This window comes from Vibrio ponticus (assembly GCF_009938225.1).
Lineage (GTDB): Bacteria > Pseudomonadota > Gammaproteobacteria > Enterobacterales > Vibrionaceae > Vibrio > Vibrio ponticus.
In genome coordinates this window covers 1603971-1621931 of the sequence record NZ_AP019657.1, presented here as the reverse complement: position 1 = coordinate 1621931, position 17961 = coordinate 1603971, and the positions used below count along the sequence as shown (strand labels likewise).

Sequence of the window (17961 nt, the reverse complement as noted above, 5' to 3'; positions counted from 1 at the left end):
ATGTAACAATGTTGCAAGTGTTAAACTAAAACGGCTCGAGAGCGTTAACTCCTGAGCCGTAAATAAGCTTATCTGAATGTTACTTTTGTGTTGCTGTTTTCATCGCGGTAACAAAGTTACCTAGCGCTTCGAGCATAAGCTCTGGTTGAGGGTGGTTATTCTCAATGATTTTAACCACAGCAGAACCTGAAATTGCGCCTGCCGCGCCAGCTTCAAGCGCTTGTTTCACTTGCTCGGGTTCTGAAATACCAAAGCCAAGTAGAGCAGGCGGCGCATCAAATTTATTCAGGCGCTCTAGCATATCACTTACTGGCATATTGGCTTTAGTTTCAGCGCCAGTTACCCCCGCACGCGACAGCAGGTAAGTGTAGCCACTGCCCAACTCCGCTACAGATTGAAGCGTTTCGTCGCTGGCGGTTGGTGGCGCAATAAAGATTGGGTGAATACCAAACTTGTTAGCGGCAGCCACAAACTCAGCGCTTTCATTGGTCGGAACATCGGCAATCAGCACCGAATCAACACCAGCTTCTGCACAGCGTTGATAAAAGTCTTCGATACCGCGTGAAAACACCAAGTTGGCATACATCAACAGACCAATCGGTAACTCTGGAAACTCAGCACGAATTTTACTGATCAGTTCAAAGCAAATTGCCGGTGTTGCGCCTGCATCCAAAGCGCGAATGTTAGCGCCTTGAATTGTTGGACCATCTGCCAGCGGGTCGGAGAATGGCATACCTAACTCAAGCGCGTCAGCACCAGATTTTGCTAACGTGCGCATGATTTCTAGTGAGTGTTCAGGGCTAGGATCGCAGATGGTAACGAACGGGACAAATGCGCCTTGGTTTTTCTCTGCAAGGCGAGCAAACATTGATTGATAACGGTCCATTACATCACTCCTTTTTCTTCTAGGAGGGCGTGGACAGTAAAGATGTCTTTGTCACCACGACCCGATAGGTTTACCACCAGTAGTTGTTCTTGTTCTGGGTTTTCACGTGCCATGCGCAATGCATGAGCCAGTGCGTGAGAGGATTCTAGCGCTGGAATGATCCCTTCGCTACGCGCAAGTTCTTGGAAGGCTTCTAGCGCTTCATCATCGGTGACGTTGTCATACTCAGCTCGTCCAATCGCATTTAAGTGAGCGTGTTGTGGTCCTACTGATGGGAAATCTAGACCAGCTGACACTGAGTAAGACTCTTCAACTTGACCGTTGGCATCTTGCATCAGTGGTGCTTTCATGCCAAAGAAAATACCAGTTTTGCCATGTTTTAGCGGTGCACCATGTTGGTCTGTATCAATGCCTTTACCTGCTGGTTCGACGCCAATTAGACGCACACTTTCTTCTTCAATAAAGTCGGCAAACATACCAATGGCGTTAGAGCCACCACCCACACAGGCAATGACTGCATCAGGCAGGCGACCTTCACGGGCTAAAATCTGGTTTTTGGTCTCTTCACCAATCATGCGCTGGAAGTCACGCACAATCGTCGGGAATGGGTGAGGACCCGCAGCTGTACCTAGCAAGTAGTGAGCGGTTTCGTAGCTGCCAGACCAGTCGCGTAGCGCTTCGTTACAGGCATCTTTTAGTGTGGCTGAACCTGAATGCACCGGGATCACTTCTGCGCCCATTAGTTTCATGCGAAATACGTTCGGGCTTTGACGCTCAACGTCTTTCGCGCCCATGTAAACGCGGCATTTTAGTCCTAGTAGTGCACAGGCTAGGGCAGTCGCTACACCGTGTTGACCCGCACCTGTTTCAGCGATGATTTCATTTTTACCCATGCGTTTTGCCAGCAATGCTTGACCAAGTACTTGGTTGGTCTTGTGTGCGCCGCCGTGCAGCAAATCTTCACGCTTTAGATACAGTTTGGTTTTGGTGCCTTTGGTCAGGTTACGAGTCAGCGTTAACGCTGTTGGGCGACCCGCATACTCTTGCAGCAGTGACATAAACTCGCTGCGAAATGCAGGATCTTCTTGTGCATCAATAAACGCTTGCTCTAGTTGCTCTAGCGCAGGCACTAGAATTTGCGGGACGTATTGACCGCCGTATTCGCCAAAATAGGCATTTAACTTCGCCATTGCTTGTCTTCCTTAATATTCTCTAATTGCAGCAAACGCTTGTTGCAACTTAACTAAATCTTTTTTACCTGGTGCGCTTTCCACACCGGAATTGAGGTCTAAACCGAGGCAGCCTAATGTGCCTGCTTGCTGGGCGTTATCTGCCGATAATCCGCCAGCCAGCATCACTTCTTTGGTGCAGCCGATTAACGACCAATCAAATACTTTGCCTGTCCCGCCACTTTGTTTGCCGACTTGAGCATCGAGTAGATGGCGGTCGATATGGCGGCTAAGACGTTGCACCTGTTTATCACTCACGCCATAGGCTTTCCAAATCTGGATCTCTTGCGGTAGTTGAATGCGCAGAACATCCACATACTCCTGAGACTCGCTACCATGTAACTGCACCGCAGCAAGGTTCAATTGGGTAGCAATTTCAGCCACAATTTCAACAGGGTGGTTTTGGAAGACGCCAACATAGTTAAGCGGCGCACCACTCATCACGAGACGAGCATTTTCTGGGCTCACATAACGCTTTGAGGCTTCAACAAAGATCAAACCGCCATAGATGGCTCCCGATTGATACGCTTTAGCAGCATCGTCTGAATGGGTCAAACCACACACTTTGTTTTGTCCGAGGGTTACTTTGCGCACTGCTTGTTCGAGGTTATCTTCCGCCATCAGCGAACTGCCAATTAAGAAACCATCGGCAAACTCAGCCAGTTCGCGTACCTGCTGGTGGGTGTAAATCCCCGATTCAGAGATAATCGTGGCGTTGGGTGCCAATTCACGGATGGTTGGAGCTAACTCTTTGGTACGGTTTAAATCGGTGCTGAGATCGCGCAGGTTGCGGTTGTTAATACCAATGACTTTAGCGCCCAGTTTAACCGCTCGGTGCAATTCGTCTTCGTTGCTCACTTCAGTTAAAACACCCATATTCAGAGAATGGGCAACGTCAGCAAGTTCTTGATACTGAGCATCATCCAATACTGACAGCATCAACAGAATCGCATCCGCGCTATAGTGGCGCGCAAGATACACTTGGTAGCTGTCGACCATAAAATCTTTACATAAGATAGGTTGGCGAGCTTGTTTGCGCACTTGCGGCAGAAACTCAAAATTACCTTGGAAGTATTTTTCATCGGTCAGCACCGAGATTGCACTTGCGTGGCGATCATAGGTTGCGGCGATGTAGTCCAAGTTAAAATCGTTCCGGATCAGCCCCTTTGACGGTGAGGCTTTTTTACATTCAAGAATGAACGCGGTTTTATCACCACTCAACGCTTGGTAGAAGTCGCGATCAGAGGGCTCAAGCTCGGTTTGAAACTCAGCGAGTGGTTGCGTTTGTTTGCGCTCCGCGACCCATTGATATTTGTCGCGGACAATCTTTGCTAATACTTCTGCCATTTGCGCTTCTTGTTTCGATACGTGCTGGGAGAGTTTTTCAGATGTCTGTGTCATACATGATCCTTAGCCGCGTGCCGCTAACTGTTCTACTAACTTAAATGCCTTGCCTGAATTCATCACGTCAATCGCTTGCTGAGTATTGGCTTTAAGGTTTTCGTGACCAAATAGACGCATCAATAGTGCCACGTTGACCGCGACTGCACCTAATTGCGCCTTAGTGCCGCTGCCGGTCAAAATGTTGGTAATGATCGCTTTGTTTTCTTCTGGATCGCCACCCTTAATTGCTTCTAATGGGAAACGTTCCACGCCAAAATCTTCCGGTGATAGGGTGTATTCATGAATTTGTCCGTCTTTGATTTCAGCTACCGTGGTTTCGCCATGAATCGCCACTTCATCTAAGCCGCTGCCATGCACCACTGCCGCGCGTTTCATGCCCATTTTCAGCATGGTTTCTGCAATTGGGCGAACCAGTTCTTCGCTGTAGACGCCCATCAGCTCGATATTAGGACGAGCTGGGTTAATCAAAGGACCTAAGATATTAAAGATGGTGCGAGTTTTCATGGTTTGACGCACTGGCATCGCGTGGCGTACACCACCGTGATATTGCGGTGCAAATAAGAAAGCCACGCCAAGGTCATCTACGGCTTCACGCGTGTCATCTGCACTCATTGCGAGGTTGATGCCGAATGAATCAAGCAGATCCGATGAACCGGATTTGCTCGAAACGCTACGGTTACCATGCTTAGCAACTTTAAGCCCACAACCTGCCGCAACAAAAGCGGCGGTGGTCGAGATATTGATAGTGTCGTGTCCGTCACCACCAGTGCCAACGATATCGGCAAAATCATAGTCTGGGCGTGGGAACGGGTTGGCGTTTTCGAGTAATGCTTTGGCTGCGCCAGCGATTTCAGCAGGTGTTTCACCTTTGATCTTCAGTGCCGTTAGGGCAGAAGCCATCAAAATCGGGTCTAATTCACCACGGATAATCAGGTCGAAAAGCTGCTGGCTTTCTTGCTCAGTCAGTGACTCTTGCTCATATAGTTTATTAATAATCTGTTCCATGATCTTTTCCTTATCCGTTGGTTCGCTCTAATGCCCATTCAATCGCATTGGCGAGAAGTGTCGCTCCATAGGTGGTCATAATTGACTCAGGATGAAATTGGAAACCACACACTTTGTCTTGTTCTTGCACCACTGACATCACCAAACCGTCAACTTCGGCGGTCACCGTTAGGCTATCTGACACCTTGGTCGCGACCAACGAGTGGTAACGCGCAATTGCAAGCGGTGAGGGCAAGCCCTGGTAGATGGCGTGGTTCTGATGTTCCATCATCGAGACCTTACCATGCACAATTTCGCCAGCGCCTGCAACCTTGCCACCGTAGGCTTCCACGATGGCTTGGTGCCCAAGACAGATACCTATCATAGGCACTTTGCCTTTTAAGCGTTGAATCAGCTCGGGCATACAGCCTGCCTCTGCGGGAGCACCAGGACCAGGAGAGAGCAACACCACTGGGTTTGGCAGTTCGAGTACCGCTTGTTCGATATTCTCTGCCGCAATGTGGTTGCGGTATATCGTGACTTCATGCCCCAGTGAACGAAATTGGTCGACTAGGTTATAAGTAAACGAGTCAAAGTTGTCGATAAATACAATATTTGCCATGTTTAACACCTATACCTTGTCTGTACTTTGGTTATGGGCTTTATGTGCCGCTTGGATGGCTGAGATCACCGCTTGGGCTTTACCGCGGGTTTCATCCGCTTCCGCTTGCGGGTCTGAGTCGAAGACCACGCCCGCACCGGCTTGCACTTGGGCGATGCCATCTTCGACATACGCCGAGCGAATCACGATGCAAGTATCCAGTGTCCCTTCGCCAGTTAGGTAACCGACCGCACCGCCGTAGCTACCGCGTCGCGCTTGTTCGACGTCGCGAATTAGCTGCATAGCACGGATCTTTGGCGCACCGGTCAGTGTGCCCATGTTCATGCAAGCTTGATAGGCGTGCAGTGCATCAAGGTCATCACGCAGTTGACCGACCACACGAGAAACTAAGTGCATGACGTGGCTGTAACGGTCGACTTTTAGAAGGTCTGCAACATGGCGAGTGCCAGCCGCAGAAATACGCGCAACGTCGTTGCGAGCTAAGTCAACCAGCATCATGTGCTCGGCGTTTTCTTTGCTATCGGCGCGCAGTTCAAGCTCAATGCGGCTATCGAGGTCAAAATCGATTTCACCGTTAGGACGTTTACCTCGGCGGCGCGTGCCTGCAATTGGGTAAATCTCAACTTGGTTGGTGTGCGTTTCGTATTTCAGTGCGCTTTCTGGCGACGCGCCAAACAGAGTAAATAGCTCATCTTGCATGTAGAACATGTAAGGGCTTGGATTGCTCTGTTTTAGCTCTTTATAGGCTGCCAATGGAGATGGGCAAGGCAGAGTGAAGCGGCGTGAAGGCACGACTTGGAACACATCACCTTTAATCACAAACTGTTTAAGGTCGCGTACGGTTTGGCAAAAGTCCCGATCCGAAACGCTTGGCACAGGCTCAACGCTCGACAATTGTTCTGCTTGAGGCAGTGATTTAAGCTCACCGCATGCTTTGGCAATCTCTACTAGGCGCTTTTCAATCGTCGCTGCGCTGCTGCTAGCATTAAAACGCGTCGCTTGAAGTTGGCAGCTTTGCGTTTGGTGATCAACCACCAAAAGCGTTTCTGCAACATAAAACACATAGTCAGGGCACTTGTTGGTCGCCTTCGCTGTGCCTAGAGGCTCAAAGTTTGCGACTAGGTCATAGGCAAATAGACCGCCAATAAAGATCGCGTGCTTATCTTGATGTTTAAGATCAAAGCTGTGTTGAATGAGACGCAGCGCATCAAAAGAGGAGGCTTCACGCAGGCGAGAGTCCTCATCTAAGGTGTTGCAAGGTTCGCTAAACTCGATGGTTAGTGTGTTACTAGCCAGCTTAAATTCAATGTTGTCATTGATGTTGTGGCTGATGTGTTCAATCAGAGCCTGACCATTATCAGTCAGAGCGGTCATGGTAACGGTGTGCTCAAGGCAAACGATGCGCACAGCGGAGTCAACGATAAGTAGGCTTTTTAAATCCTGCTTAGAGTCAATTTCTGCGGACTCGAGTAACAAACTATCGGTTTTGTTTTCGCACAGTGTATGAAACAGGCTAGTGGGATCGGCTGAATAAGGCACTTCAGTCTGTAACAGATCCACTTTTGCTAGCTTGTTGATTGTCATGGTCTTGTTCACAAGACCTCCTTCATTAACTATTTATATTCCTTTCTGTTACACAGTCTCGCATAAAGCTAACAATCCCCCAAACATCCTAGGTGTTTATTCGTTCATTCCTTAGGCAGTTGGATGTGAGATGCGCAACAAAACAAAAAGCCCGCTAACTTAGCGGGCTTTGCGATTCAGTATTTATCGATTTAGCGATAAATTAAAAGTACACGTTAGCCCACCAAGAACTTGTCCAAGTGCGCCACCAAGCTAGCTCTGACATTTCGCGCTCAGGCGAAGTCAGTGCGACTTTTGTTTTCTGCTTTTGGTTAAATTCTTGTAACATAGCGTGTCTTACGAAGTAGTTTGTAATTGCGTACTAGTTAACTAGTATTTTTGTTCACTGTCAACCCTAAAGAAAAAATTATGCGAATTGATTTACACAGCCATACGACCGCCTCAGATGGTAGGTTTAGTCCACAAGAGCTGGTTGACCGTGCAGTAAGCTTTAATTTGGATGTGCTAGCGATTACCGATCACGATACGGTGGATGCGCTCGCGACAGCCAAACAGTATGTTACCGAGCAAGAACTCGAGCTAAAAATCATCAACGGTATTGAGATATCGACGGTGTGGGAAAATAAAGACATCCACATTGTTGGTTTAAATATTGATCCGGAAAATCCACAGCTACGCAAGCTGATAGAAGAGCAGCAACAGCGCCGAGTTGTTCGCGCTGAGTTGATAGCCACCCGTCTGGCTAAGGCAACCCGTGAAGGGGTATTGGAAGAAGTGAGTCAGATTGCTGGAGACGCGCCAATTACGCGCGCTCACTTTGCCGCGTGGCTGGTAGAGAATGGTTATGCTAAGACCATGCAAATGGTGTTTAAAAAATATCTAACTCGCAATAACCCTGGGTATGTGCCGCCTAACTGGTGTTCGATGGCGGATGCAGTCAGTGCCATTCATGCCGCTGGGGGACAGGCTGTTTTAGCTCACCCAGGACGATATGACTTGACCGCAAAGTGGATTAAGCGCTTAATCTCTGCGTTTGTTGAAGCGGGCGGTGACGCGATGGAAGTGGCACAACCGCAACAAGGACAACAAGAAAGACGCAACTTGGCGGATTATGCTATACAATACAAACTATTAGCCTCCCAAGGCAGCGACTTTCACTACCCATCCCCGTGGATGGAGTTAGGACGAAACCTCTGGTTGCCATCCGGCGTAGAACCAGTGTGGAAAGATTGGGGTATCGAGCCTTCACATTCCGATACTTCAGAGAGCTAAGCTCGCTACTCAAGTGCCTCGATTCGACTTGGGTAAACACTATGAGGAATTACCATGAGCCAGTTTTTTTACGTGCATCCCGAAAACCCACAGGCTCGCTTGATTAATCAAGCGGTAGCAATCATTCGTAACGGGGGTGTGGTTGTTTACCCAACTGACTCTGGTTACGCGCTGGGTTGTCAGTTGGAAAACAAACAAGCGCTAGAACGCATTTGTCAGATCCGTCGTTTGGATGAAAAACATAACTTTACGCTGTTGTGTCGCGACTTATCGGAATTATCAATGTACGCTCGCGTGGATAACACCGCGTTTCGTTTGCTAAAGAACAACACACCAGGACCATACACGTTTATTTTTAAAGGCACGAAAGAAGTACCGCGCCGTTTGATGAACTCAAAGCGTAAAACCATCGGTATTCGTGTTCCTGACAACCGTATCGCACTAGACTTATTAGAAGCTTTGGGCGAACCAATGATGTCGACATCACTGATTTTACCTGGCAACGATTTTACCGAGTCAGATCCAGAAGATATCCGTGACAAGCTTGAACATGCGGTTGATGTGATTTTAAATGGTGGTTACTTAGGTGAGCAGCCAACCACGGTTATCGACTTTAGTGAAGATGAAGCGCAAGTGGTGCGTATTGGCTCTGGTGATCCAACGCCGTTTGAATCGTAAAAATCTCACCACTGATGAGTTAAAATTTGGTGATTTCAATCACTGTGTTTGGTATATTACGCGACCGCGAAATTAGGTCGCGTATTTCATTCGACGTCTGAGAAGACGACACATAGGTAGATAGATGAACGAAAAACTTCAGAAAATATTGGCACGTGCTGGTCACGGCTCTCGACGCGAACTAGAAGCGTTGATTAAAGCTGGTCGAGTAAGTGTGAACGGTATGGTGGCTAAGCTAGGCGAACGTCTAGAAGATGAAAGCGCTATCGTTCGTATTGATGGACATGTTGTTTCGGTAAAAGCTTCGGAAGAAGTAGTGTGTCGCGTTCTGGCTTATTACAAACCAGAGGGTGAACTGTGTACTCGTCATGACCCAGAAGGTCGTCGTACGGTATTTGATCGTCTGCCAAAAATCCGTGGTTCTCGTTGGATCTCTGTTGGTCGTCTAGATGCGAACACTTCAGGTCTACTGCTGTTCACAACAGATGGTGAGCTTGCTAACCGTCTAATGCACCCAAGCCGCCAAGTTGAGCGTGAATACCTTGTACGTGTATTTGGTGAAGTTAACGAGCAGAAAGTTAAGAACCTAGTACGTGGTGTGCAACTAGAAGATGGTATGGCGCGTTTCGAAGACGTTGTTTACGCTGGTGGCGAAGGTATGAACCATACTTTCTACGTAGCGATCAACGAAGGTCGTAACCGTGAAGTTCGTCGTTTGTGGGAATCACAAGAGACAACGGTAAGCCGTCTAAAACGTGTTCGTTATGGTGACATTTATCTAGACAAGAAACTGCCTCGTGGCGGTTGGATGGAGTTGCCACTTAAAGAAGTGAACTACCTACGTGAATTGGTTGAGCTACGTCCAGAACGTGAAACTATGCTAGATGAAAGCAAAGACGCGACTTCTCGTAAGCGCGAACGTTCTCGCAGCCAAAAAATCCGTCGTGCGGTTAAGCGTCATGAAGAGCGTGTAAGCGCGCCTAAAGGTCGCAGTAATAACGCTTCACGTCGTAAACCAAAAGCGACAGATGCTACAAACCCACGTAGCAAGCCTAAGAGCGGTGCGGGTACACCTGGTTCTCGCAACAAACCAAAGAACGGCGCTGGAGTTTCAGGCTCACGTAACAAGCCACAAAAAGGTCAACGTTAATCATCTGATTATGCAGATAACTAAAAAGCAGCCAAGTTAGGCTGCTTTTTTTATACCTCAATTTACTGTCCGAAGCTTTCATTTATTGATGCTGATTATGAATTTTCCCTGTCTCTTAATTGATACAAATTTGAGCATCTATGCCAAATTTTGTGAATTAAGACTATGAAATAATTTGCTGTATTTTGTCCAGTCTCCTACGTTTTTAGTGTGGCAATTTACAGGGACATGTAAATGGTGTGGCTAGGTAAATGCGCGAATAACATACAATTCTACGCGCAAAAAATGACAGTAATCGTAATCGCGAGTGTGCTGCTGGTCTGTGGTGCATCGACTTCGTTCGCGCGAACATCATCAGAATTTAACGCTATTCCTTCATCGTTACGTGGCGAGTTGACCCAAGAACAAATTCAAAATATCGCGGTTGAACTGAAATACCTTGATGAAGTACTGACATCCTCAATTTTAAGCTATGCCTTTTCTGGCGATGAAAAATGGCTTGATAGATACCTTGATACCGAACCTCGTCTGACGGAACTGATTAATGCACTGCTTGCAAGTCAAATTCCTAGTGATAGAGAAGTCGTCAAGCAATTAGAAGCGGCGCACTTTGAATTAGTGGCATTGGAGATGCGCGCGATTGATGATGTGAAATCCAATCGCTTAAGTGAAGCGATGGCCCAGATCAATGCTGCGGAATACCACGCTTATAAAGATCGCTACATGGCAGCATTGCTGAATTTGGCGCAACGTATTGAACAGCGCATTGAGCAACAATCTGTCGATAATCCTTTTGATTTAAATCCAGCTGAGCAAGATTGGTTGCAACGTAACGTCGTTCGAGTAGGAATCGAGCACTGGCCGCCGATGCTTTATCGAAATGAGAGCGGTGACGTGGCAGGTGTGGCAGGGGACATAGTTACGCAAATCGCACTGCGTTCTGGTCTGAAAGTGGAGCTGGTGGAAGGCTCTTGGAGCGAGCTACTTCGTCAGTTTAAGCAAGGTGAGATAGACCTATTACCTCACGCTTACAAAACCGATATTCGCAAGCAGTATGGTGAGTTTTCAGATCCGTACTTCTTAATCAGAGAGCTCTATTTTGTTTCTGAGCATAAACCTGAATTTCAACGTGTCGCGGATTTAAGCCGAGCCACTATCGCCATTTCTGCCGGTTATACCACCATTGATAAGCTCAAAGCCCTCTATCCAGATATTCAGATCTTAGAAACGTCAGGCATTGAACAGGCCATTGATGCGGTGCTAGATGGACGCGCTGACGCCTTATTGGATGCTGAAGTCGTTGTCTCTAACTGGTTGGCTGAAAATAAAATTACAGGTTTAAGAGTGATTGATGAAGATGTGCTCTCACCTTCAGCGCTCCATTTGTGGTCGAGTAATCAAGTACCGCAACTCCATTCGATTTTACAGAAAGGTCTCAATGCGCTTGATTTAAGAAAAGTCATTTTAAGTAAAAATGATTGGTCACAGTTAGCAACGCCAATTGCGGCGCAAAGCAGTAACCTTAACTTAATTGAGTCATTGAAGTATGTGATTGTGGCTTCGGTAATATTGACGCTAGCCTTGCTGCTGTTGATTTCGCGTGTGTTTAAAATCAACGATCGAACTTTGGCAAAAAAGCTCGGCAACAAAAGCTTTAAACGTTCGATGATTGCTGTTCAAGTTATTCTTTGCGGGGTGTTAATTGCTGCTGCCTTGATAGTGACCCGCTACGCTGAGCGCAAGAGCATTGAATCGGTCAATCATAGTTTATCTTCCGTTTTGGCCTCCGCTCACAAGCGCATTGGTGGTTGGGTGGATATGGAGCTTAATAGCCTCTCTCAGTTGGGCAAAGATCCCCAATTGGTGAGTATGGTAAACAACTTGCTTGATGTCGATCGTAAGCCCAGCGCATTGATTAACGCTCCAGTACAACAACAACTCAGAGAGTTTATTGAATCAAGATCAAGGTTAGCAGGCTCATTCGGGTTCTTTATTATTTCCCCTGATCACATCAGTTTATCTTCTCGTCGTAACACCAATATTGGTACGGTTAATCTTATTCAGTTGCAGCGCCCCGATTTAATGAAACTTGCACTGGCTGGTCAAGGGGTGTTTATTCCGCCTATAAAATCGGATGTAAGTCTACAAAGCGACGCAGACACCAATGCTCCAACGATGTTTTTTGCTGTTCCGGTGGTTAACGCTGTGGGCGAAACCATTGCCGTCTTGACTAAGCGAGTCGATTTCGAAGGCGTATTTTCAACGATACTGTCGGCTGGATTTATTGGCAAAAGCGGTGAAACCTACGCGATAGATAGCGCAGGATTGCTTTTATCCAACGTACGCTTTGAACAACAACTCAAGCAAATTGGTTTACTCGAACAAACGCAACGTTCTTCTCTTAATGTTCGGGTCGCTGATCCTGGTAAAGATCTCACATCAGATCCACAAGCTGCTAATCCTAAATGGCCTCTGACAGTAATGGCGCAGAGTATTAGTGAGCGTTTGTCCTCGCGTAACTTAAGTGGCTACAACGACTATCGAGGAGTACCAGTTGTTGGGCGTTGGATTTGGGATGATGCGCTCAGTATGGGCATTACAGCGGAAATGGACGTTGATGAAGCCTATTCGTTGCTCAGCACGTTTAAAGCAACGGTGTGGTCAATGTTAGCTATTTCCTTAGTATTAATGCTTGGTACCAGCGTCTTTACCATGCGCCTCGGCAATCGCGCCATTTCAGCGTTGGCACGAACGCAAGTGGAACTGGAACGGCAAGTTAAACAGCGAACGGTTGAGTTGGAGATTCACTCTCAGCGCACACGTAACATCATCGATAATGCTTCGGATGGCATAGTGGTTGTTAATCGAGCAGGTATCATAGTCGAATTCAGTCCGGCTGCAGAGAGCATATTTGGTTATCGGGCGAAGGATGTATTGGCGCAGCAAATGTTGGTTGAAGCGCTGATATCACCGCCATTTCATGTTATCGAATCATCTCAAGGCAAGGATAACTCGGCGCCAATTTCAGCGGTGAAAGAGTTTATTGGTTTTAAGTGTGACGGAGAAGAGATTGACCTAGAGATATCACTTAGTGAATCTGAGTTAGCAGGGCAAATGCTTTACACCGGTATCGTCCGCGATGCTACCAAACGCAAAGAAGCTGAGCGTGAACTTAAGTTGGCAAAACAAAAAGCGGAAGAGGCAACACACGCGAAGAGTGATTTTCTTGCCAATATGAGTCATGAAATTCGTACGCCGATGAATGCGATTATCGGCATGAGTTATTTGGCGATGCGGACTGATTTGACCAACAAGCAAAGAGATTATGTTAGCAAGATTCAAATTTCGGCGGAAAACCTGCTCGGTATCATTAATGATATTCTCGATTTTTCCAAGATTGAAGCGGGCAAACTCGACCTTGAGCACGTTGACTTTAACTTACAGGAGACCATCGATAACCTGGTTCAAGTTGTCTCCCATAAGTGCCAAGAAAAAGGGCTAGAGTTACTGGTTGATTTAGATCCGAGATTACCGATTAATCTGATTGGTGACCCACTAAGGTTAGGGCAAATTCTGCTGAATCTCACCAATAATGGGGTCAAATTCACCGATAGCGGTGAAATCATCATAAAGATTGAGCCGCTTGAATTAAGTCATGAATCAATCAAAACCAAGTTTTCCATTACAGATACTGGGATTGGCATGACTCAAGAGCAGATAGGGCGTCTTTTCCAATCTTTCAGCCAAGCGGATGCGTCGACGACACGTAAGTATGGTGGCACGGGGTTAGGTTTGACCATCAGCAAAACACTGGTTGAGCTGATGCAAGGTGATATATGGGTAGAAAGTGAGTATGGGCAAGGCAGTACATTTTGCTTTACCGCTGAATTTGGCTTATCTCAGAGCACGCAAACACCAATCACTAACGGAACTGAGCGACTGGATGATCTCTCGGTGTTAGTGGTTGATGATAGCGAAGCGGCTCGTGAAATCTTGACAACGATTTGCCAAAGTTTGAACTTCCAAGTGGAGGCAGCAAGTTCTGGTCAAGATGCGTTAGAGAAAGTGATGGAGGCACAGGCGAGTGAGCGCCCGTTCGACGTGGTGTTAGCTGATTGGAAGATGCCGGAAATGGATGGCTTAGAGTTTGGACGTCAACTGACTCGTTTACCTGAACTCAACAAAACACCGCACTTTGTGGTTGTGACTGCTTACGACAAGGATGAAATCACCCCACATCTTCATGGATTAAAACCCGATGCGTGTTTGACCAAGCCAGTTACCGCCTCAACCTTGCTTGATACTTTACTTGGTGTCATGACTGCCAATCATGTTGGTTCTCAAACGGTCGCAGATAACCATATTGATCCATCGATTGCTCAGGGTATTGCTGGCGCAAAAGTGCTGCTGGTCGAAGACAATGCCATCAACCAGCAAATTGCTTTGGAGTTACTCTGTATGGTCGGGGTTGAGGTTACCACGGCAAATAATGGACAAGAGGCGGTCGACAAAGTGTGTTCAAACTCGTTTGACATCGTGTTGATGGATATTCAGATGCCAGTAATGGATGGCTATCAAGCGACTCAGATGATTCGCCAAACAGGGCAATATGATCAATTGCCGATTATTGCTATGACAGCCAACGCCATGTCAGGCGACAGAGAGAAGTGCATCGCCGCAGGGATGAACGATCATCTAGCCAAACCGATTAATCCCAACCAAGTATTTAAAGCGCTAGCCGACTGGGTTGAGCCTGCTGGTCTTTCTGTCGATGCATCATCCATAAGTGAAAATATAGAAGAATTGGACCAAACGCTGTGTGTTGAGGGGCTTGATACCGTTAGTGCGATTGCGCGCATGGGCGGCAATGTCCAGGCATACAAAAAGACATTGGCTAACGTGGTTCGCTCAGAAGCGAATGTCGCAGAAAGGGTTAGTGATTCAATTGCGCAAGGAGATATTGGCACAGCGGTCATCGCAGCCCACTCACTCAAAGGTATCGCAGGCAATATTGGTGCGGATTACCTAATAGAGCCAACACAGCGCCTAGAACATGCCTTAGCAGAGCAGAGAGATGAAGGACGCTGCGAACTTGGTGAACAAGAGCAGCAAATGCTGAGAGAAGTTGCACAGTTGGTTGAAAGAATGGTTGCAGCGATTACCGCAGCACTTGAGGCAGAGCCTACTCAGGCTGAACAACAGAGTTTTGATGCGAGCAAGTTTCAACAATTGGCTGAGCAGCTTTATGCCCAACTGGATGATTTTGATAGTGCGGCAGTTGATACGTTTGATGAGATGCTCGTCAGCGCCGGTTCCAATTTAGATGCCGTTTTAGTTGAGCAAGTTGCTCAAGCTATCGCCAACTACGATTTTGAATCAGCGATACCTTTGTTAGAGCAAGTAACGTTGAGTCTTGATTCTTTAGATAAAGAGTCAGTTTAAAATGGGGGAAAGAGTATGCCATTAGAATATCGAACCACAATACTCGCCATCGACGATACGCCAACCATTCTAGATAGTGTTAAATCGATATTGTCTGATGAATATCGTGTCCAAGCTGCGCCCAATGCAGCCGTAGCGTATAAAATTTTAGCCAAAGGTAAGCCGGACCTGATTTTGCTTGACGTGATGATGCCAGACATCAATGGTTATCAAGTGTGTGAGCAATTAAAAGGGGATCCTGAGACTCGTGACATTCCGGTGATTTTTCTCACCGCAAAGTCGAGTGAAGTAAATGAAACGACCGGTCTTGCTTTGGGTGCGGTGGATTATATCGCTAAGCCTATTTGTCCGACGATCTTAAAACAGCGGATTAAAAATCACCTATTACTTAAAGCGTCGCTTGATCAATTGGCTGAGCAGAATCATTGTCTAGAAAACAAAGTTCAGCAACGAACCCGGCAGCTCAATGATCTCCAAGATGTTGCACTAGTTGCAATGGGTGCATTGGCGGAGTCGCGCGATCCAGAAACAGGTAATCATATACGTCGTACTCAAGGATACGTCGAATTGATGGCGCAGCAGCTCGCCAAACTCGAGTCGTTTCGCGATTATCTACAGCCAGAAGTGATAACTGCGATGGCAAAATCTGCGCCATTACATGACATTGGTAAAGTTGGCGTTGTCGATAGCATTCTTCTCAAACCTGGACCTCTAACAGTTGATGAGTTTGAGGAGATGAAAAAGCATACTGAATATGGATATCAAGCCATCTGTGCTGCAGAAGGCTCGCTTGGGTATGCGGATAACTTTTTGTTGTTCGCCAAAGAAATCGCTTATTGCCATCATGAGAAATGGGATGGTTCCGGTTACCCACGGGGCTTATCTGGTGAAGATATTCCTCTGTCAGCGCGCATTATGGCGATAGCTGATGTCTACGACGCGCTCATTTCTCAGCGAGTGTATAAGCCCGCCTTCAGCCATGAAAAAGCATTAAGAATTATTTGTGAAGGACGAGGTAGCCACTTTCAGCCAATTTTAGTCGATGTATTCCTAGCCAATGCGGAACGTTTTCGTGAAATTGCTACAGCTTATCAAGACAATATTGTTGAAGTTCAACCAGCCGCGCACAGCCACGATGCCACCGTCGAATAGGAGAGAACGAAAATGGACAGCAGTTTTAAGCGAGTAAACTACGATTCTCCTTATAAAGACATGTCAGTATTGATTGCCGATGACTTTGAGGCGATCACTCGTGCCTTGAGCAGCGCATGTGAACAGTTAGGATTTAAAACGATTTTTCAGGCTCGTGATGGACAGGAAGCCGCAAAATACTTACAACACAACCAGGTTGATATCATCATTTCTGACTGGAAAATGCCGAAGATGGATGGCTTAGCTTTACTTAAACATGTCCGTCAATCTAAAACACATGCCAATGTTCCTTTTGTTATGTTAACTGGTAATTTGCATCAAAGCGATGTGGTTCAAGCGATCGAAGCAGGCGTGTCGGAGTATCTGGTTAAACCATTTTCGCGTGTGACGTTAGCCGAGAGAGTCCACAAAGCATTCGTTTCACCGATTAAAAGCCATTTAGCTCAGAGATCAGATAGCGCTCAAGTAGAAGCGCCACCGAGCAAACGCACCATTTTGGTGGTTGATGACGAGCCGTCTAATTTACAAGTATTGGGTGAGGTACTAAAAGAGACCTACAAAATCAAAGTGTGCCGCAGTGGTCAGCAAGCCATTGATATTTGCGGCAAGTCGGACAAGCCAGACTTGATACTGCTTGATATCATGATGCCAGAAATGGACGGTCTAGCGGTTTGCCAGGCGTTGAAATCCAACCCGCAAACAGAGTTCATTCCGATTATTTTTGTTTCCGCATTGTCGCAAACTGATGATGTGGTCAAAGGGCTTAAGCTGGGAGCGGTGGACTACATTCAAAAACCGGTGATCCCAGAGATAGTCTTAGCACGCGTCGAAACACACGTTAATTCAGTAATTCAAAGAGAGAAGCTTTCACAACAAATCGATAATCTTATTGATTCGGCACGTCATCATGATGAAGCTCTACAAACTTTCTTTCACGATTTTCGAAGCCCGCTAACGGCTCTACACAGCACTTTAATGGCGCAGATGAGTGACAGTGACGAAACTCAACTATTGAAGGAGAGCTCGAGCAAACTGGTCGATATGATTGATAACTACAGCGTTTTGCTTGAGCTAGAGCGAGGCGATTACCAACCGAATTTATCTGTTGTGATTTTAAATAGTACGGTACAGCAGGTGATAGCAAGTTATCAGGCTAACGCCAAGCAGAAGCAGGTTGAGTTTCAGTTAGATATCGACCCTGCGCATCAATTCCAAGGTGATGAGTTGTTAAGCTATACCATGTTAAGCAACTTGCTGACTAATGCGATTGAAGCGGCACCTCCACAGTCGACTATCTCGGTTACCTCATGTCGTGAGGAGCAGCAGTTAGTGATTAAAATCACCAATCAAGGCTCAGTACCAGAAACACTTAGAGACCGTTTCTTTGACAAGTTTGTGACCGCAGGAAAAAGCTCAGGGAAAGGACTCGGTTGCTATTCAGCCAAGCTATGCGTAGAGGCTCAAGGTGGAGAGATTAGGTTGGATGTTGAAGAGCAAGCGACGGCAATTACGCTGATTTTATCTGCATCTGATTAACTGTAAGCATGACACAAGCGCA

At 46.8% G+C, this 17961-nt stretch carries 13 protein-coding genes and 1 other annotated feature; of the genes, 6 read left to right on the top strand and 7 right to left on the bottom strand.

The annotated features are described in order from the left end of the window. Nucleotides 1–79: 79 nt before the first annotated feature. The 7 genes from trpA to GZN30_RS07050 form a co-directional block, all read right to left on the bottom strand. Entirely contained in the window at nt 80–886 is an 807-nt protein-coding gene (gene trpA / locus GZN30_RS07080) for a tryptophan synthase subunit alpha (protein WP_075651224.1), read from the bottom strand. Next, nucleotides 886–2076 (bottom strand): tryptophan synthase subunit beta, encoded by a 1191-nt coding sequence (trpB, locus tag GZN30_RS07075; RefSeq protein ID WP_075651226.1) that lies wholly within the window; start codon nt 2074–2076, stop codon nt 886–888. The genes trpA and trpB overlap by 1 nt, the downstream gene beginning before the upstream one ends. Before the next feature lie 12 nt (nt 2077–2088). Next, a complete protein-coding gene (trpCF, locus tag GZN30_RS07070; RefSeq protein ID WP_075651228.1) occupies nt 2089–3516 on the bottom strand; it encodes a bifunctional indole-3-glycerol-phosphate synthase TrpC/phosphoribosylanthranilate isomerase TrpF in 1428 nt (475 codons plus the stop codon). A gap of 9 nt (nt 3517–3525) precedes the next feature. After that, nucleotides 3526–4524 (bottom strand): anthranilate phosphoribosyltransferase, encoded by a 999-nt coding sequence (gene trpD, locus GZN30_RS07065; RefSeq protein WP_075651230.1) that lies wholly within the window; start codon nt 4522–4524, stop codon nt 3526–3528. Nucleotides 4525–4534: 10 nt separating this feature from the next. Further along, the gene (locus tag GZN30_RS07060) at nt 4535–5125 is read right to left on the bottom strand and encodes an aminodeoxychorismate/anthranilate synthase component II (RefSeq protein WP_075651232.1); all 591 of its coding nucleotides are present in this window, start codon (nt 5123–5125) and stop codon (nt 4535–4537) included. 9 nt (nt 5126–5134) lie between these two features. After that, the gene (locus GZN30_RS07055; protein ID WP_075651234.1) at nt 5135–6721 is read right to left on the bottom strand and encodes an anthranilate synthase component 1; all 1587 of its coding nucleotides are present in this window, start codon (nt 6719–6721) and stop codon (nt 5135–5137) included. A 129-nt stretch (nt 6722–6850) separates the two neighbouring features. Beyond that, nucleotides 6851–6965: a sequence feature (Trp leader region), on the bottom strand. Then, nucleotides 6912–7037, bottom strand: a complete 126-nt coding sequence (locus GZN30_RS07050) for a Trp operon leader peptide (RefSeq protein WP_075651236.1) — start codon at nt 7035–7037, stop codon at nt 6912–6914. (Overlaps the previous feature by 54 nt.) Before the next feature lie 80 nt (nt 7038–7117). Between GZN30_RS07050 and rnm the strand changes: the two genes are divergently transcribed. From rnm to GZN30_RS07020, 6 genes are all read left to right on the top strand, one after another. Next, the gene (gene rnm / locus GZN30_RS07045; protein ID WP_075651238.1) at nt 7118–7981 is read left to right on the top strand and encodes an RNase RNM; all 864 of its coding nucleotides are present in this window, start codon (nt 7118–7120) and stop codon (nt 7979–7981) included. A 54-nt stretch (nt 7982–8035) separates the two neighbouring features. Beyond that, nucleotides 8036–8659: an L-threonylcarbamoyladenylate synthase gene (locus GZN30_RS07040; protein WP_075651240.1), complete on the top strand. Its 624-nt coding sequence runs from the start codon at nt 8036–8038 to the stop codon at nt 8657–8659. Between the two features lie 124 nt (nt 8660–8783). Continuing rightward, nucleotides 8784–9809 carry a 23S rRNA pseudouridine(2605) synthase RluB gene (gene rluB, locus GZN30_RS07035; RefSeq protein WP_075651242.1) on the top strand — a complete coding sequence of 342 codons (1026 nt, stop codon included), beginning with the start codon at nt 8784–8786 and terminating at the stop codon, nt 9807–9809. Nucleotides 9810–10094: 285 nt separating this feature from the next. Next, nucleotides 10095–15251 (top strand): response regulator, encoded by a 5157-nt coding sequence (locus tag GZN30_RS07030; protein WP_083627198.1) that lies wholly within the window; start codon nt 10095–10097, stop codon nt 15249–15251. Nucleotides 15252–15266: 15 nt separating this feature from the next. Further along, nucleotides 15267–16403: an HD domain-containing phosphohydrolase gene (locus GZN30_RS07025; protein WP_075651244.1), complete on the top strand. Its 1137-nt coding sequence runs from the start codon at nt 15267–15269 to the stop codon at nt 16401–16403. Between the two features lie 12 nt (nt 16404–16415). After that, nucleotides 16416–17939 (top strand): ATP-binding response regulator, encoded by a 1524-nt coding sequence (locus GZN30_RS07020; RefSeq protein WP_075651246.1) that lies wholly within the window; start codon nt 16416–16418, stop codon nt 17937–17939. Nucleotides 17940–17961: the final 22 nt, after the last annotated feature.

What these genes read in the sequence shown, in the direction of transcription:
- GZN30_RS07020 (WP_075651246.1), top strand. Translation starts at nt 16,416, where the DNA reads ATGGACAGCAGTTTTAAGCGAGTAAACTACGATTCTCCTTATAAAGAC.
- rnm (WP_075651238.1), top strand. Translation starts at nt 7,118, where the DNA reads ATGCGAATTGATTTACACAGCCATACGACCGCCTCAGATGGTAGGTTT.
- GZN30_RS07025 (WP_075651244.1), top strand. Translation starts at nt 15,267, where the DNA reads ATGCCATTAGAATATCGAACCACAATACTCGCCATCGACGATACGCCA.
- rluB (WP_075651242.1), top strand. Translation starts at nt 8,784, where the DNA reads ATGAACGAAAAACTTCAGAAAATATTGGCACGTGCTGGTCACGGCTCT.
- trpD (WP_075651230.1), bottom strand. Translation starts at nt 4,524, where the DNA reads ATGGAACAGATTATTAATAAACTATATGAGCAAGAGTCACTGACTGAG.
- GZN30_RS07050 (WP_075651236.1), bottom strand. Translation starts at nt 7,037, where the DNA reads ATGTTACAAGAATTTAACCAAAAGCAGAAAACAAAAGTCGCACTGACT.
- GZN30_RS07030 (WP_083627198.1), top strand. Translation starts at nt 10,095, where the DNA reads ATGACAGTAATCGTAATCGCGAGTGTGCTGCTGGTCTGTGGTGCATCG.
- trpA (WP_075651224.1), bottom strand. Translation starts at nt 886, where the DNA reads ATGGACCGTTATCAATCAATGTTTGCTCGCCTTGCAGAGAAAAACCAA.
- GZN30_RS07040 (WP_075651240.1), top strand. Translation starts at nt 8,036, where the DNA reads ATGAGCCAGTTTTTTTACGTGCATCCCGAAAACCCACAGGCTCGCTTG.
- GZN30_RS07060 (WP_075651232.1), bottom strand. Translation starts at nt 5,125, where the DNA reads ATGGCAAATATTGTATTTATCGACAACTTTGACTCGTTTACTTATAAC.
- trpB (WP_075651226.1), bottom strand. Translation starts at nt 2,076, where the DNA reads ATGGCGAAGTTAAATGCCTATTTTGGCGAATACGGCGGTCAATACGTC.
- trpCF (WP_075651228.1), bottom strand. Translation starts at nt 3,516, where the DNA reads ATGACACAGACATCTGAAAAACTCTCCCAGCACGTATCGAAACAAGAA.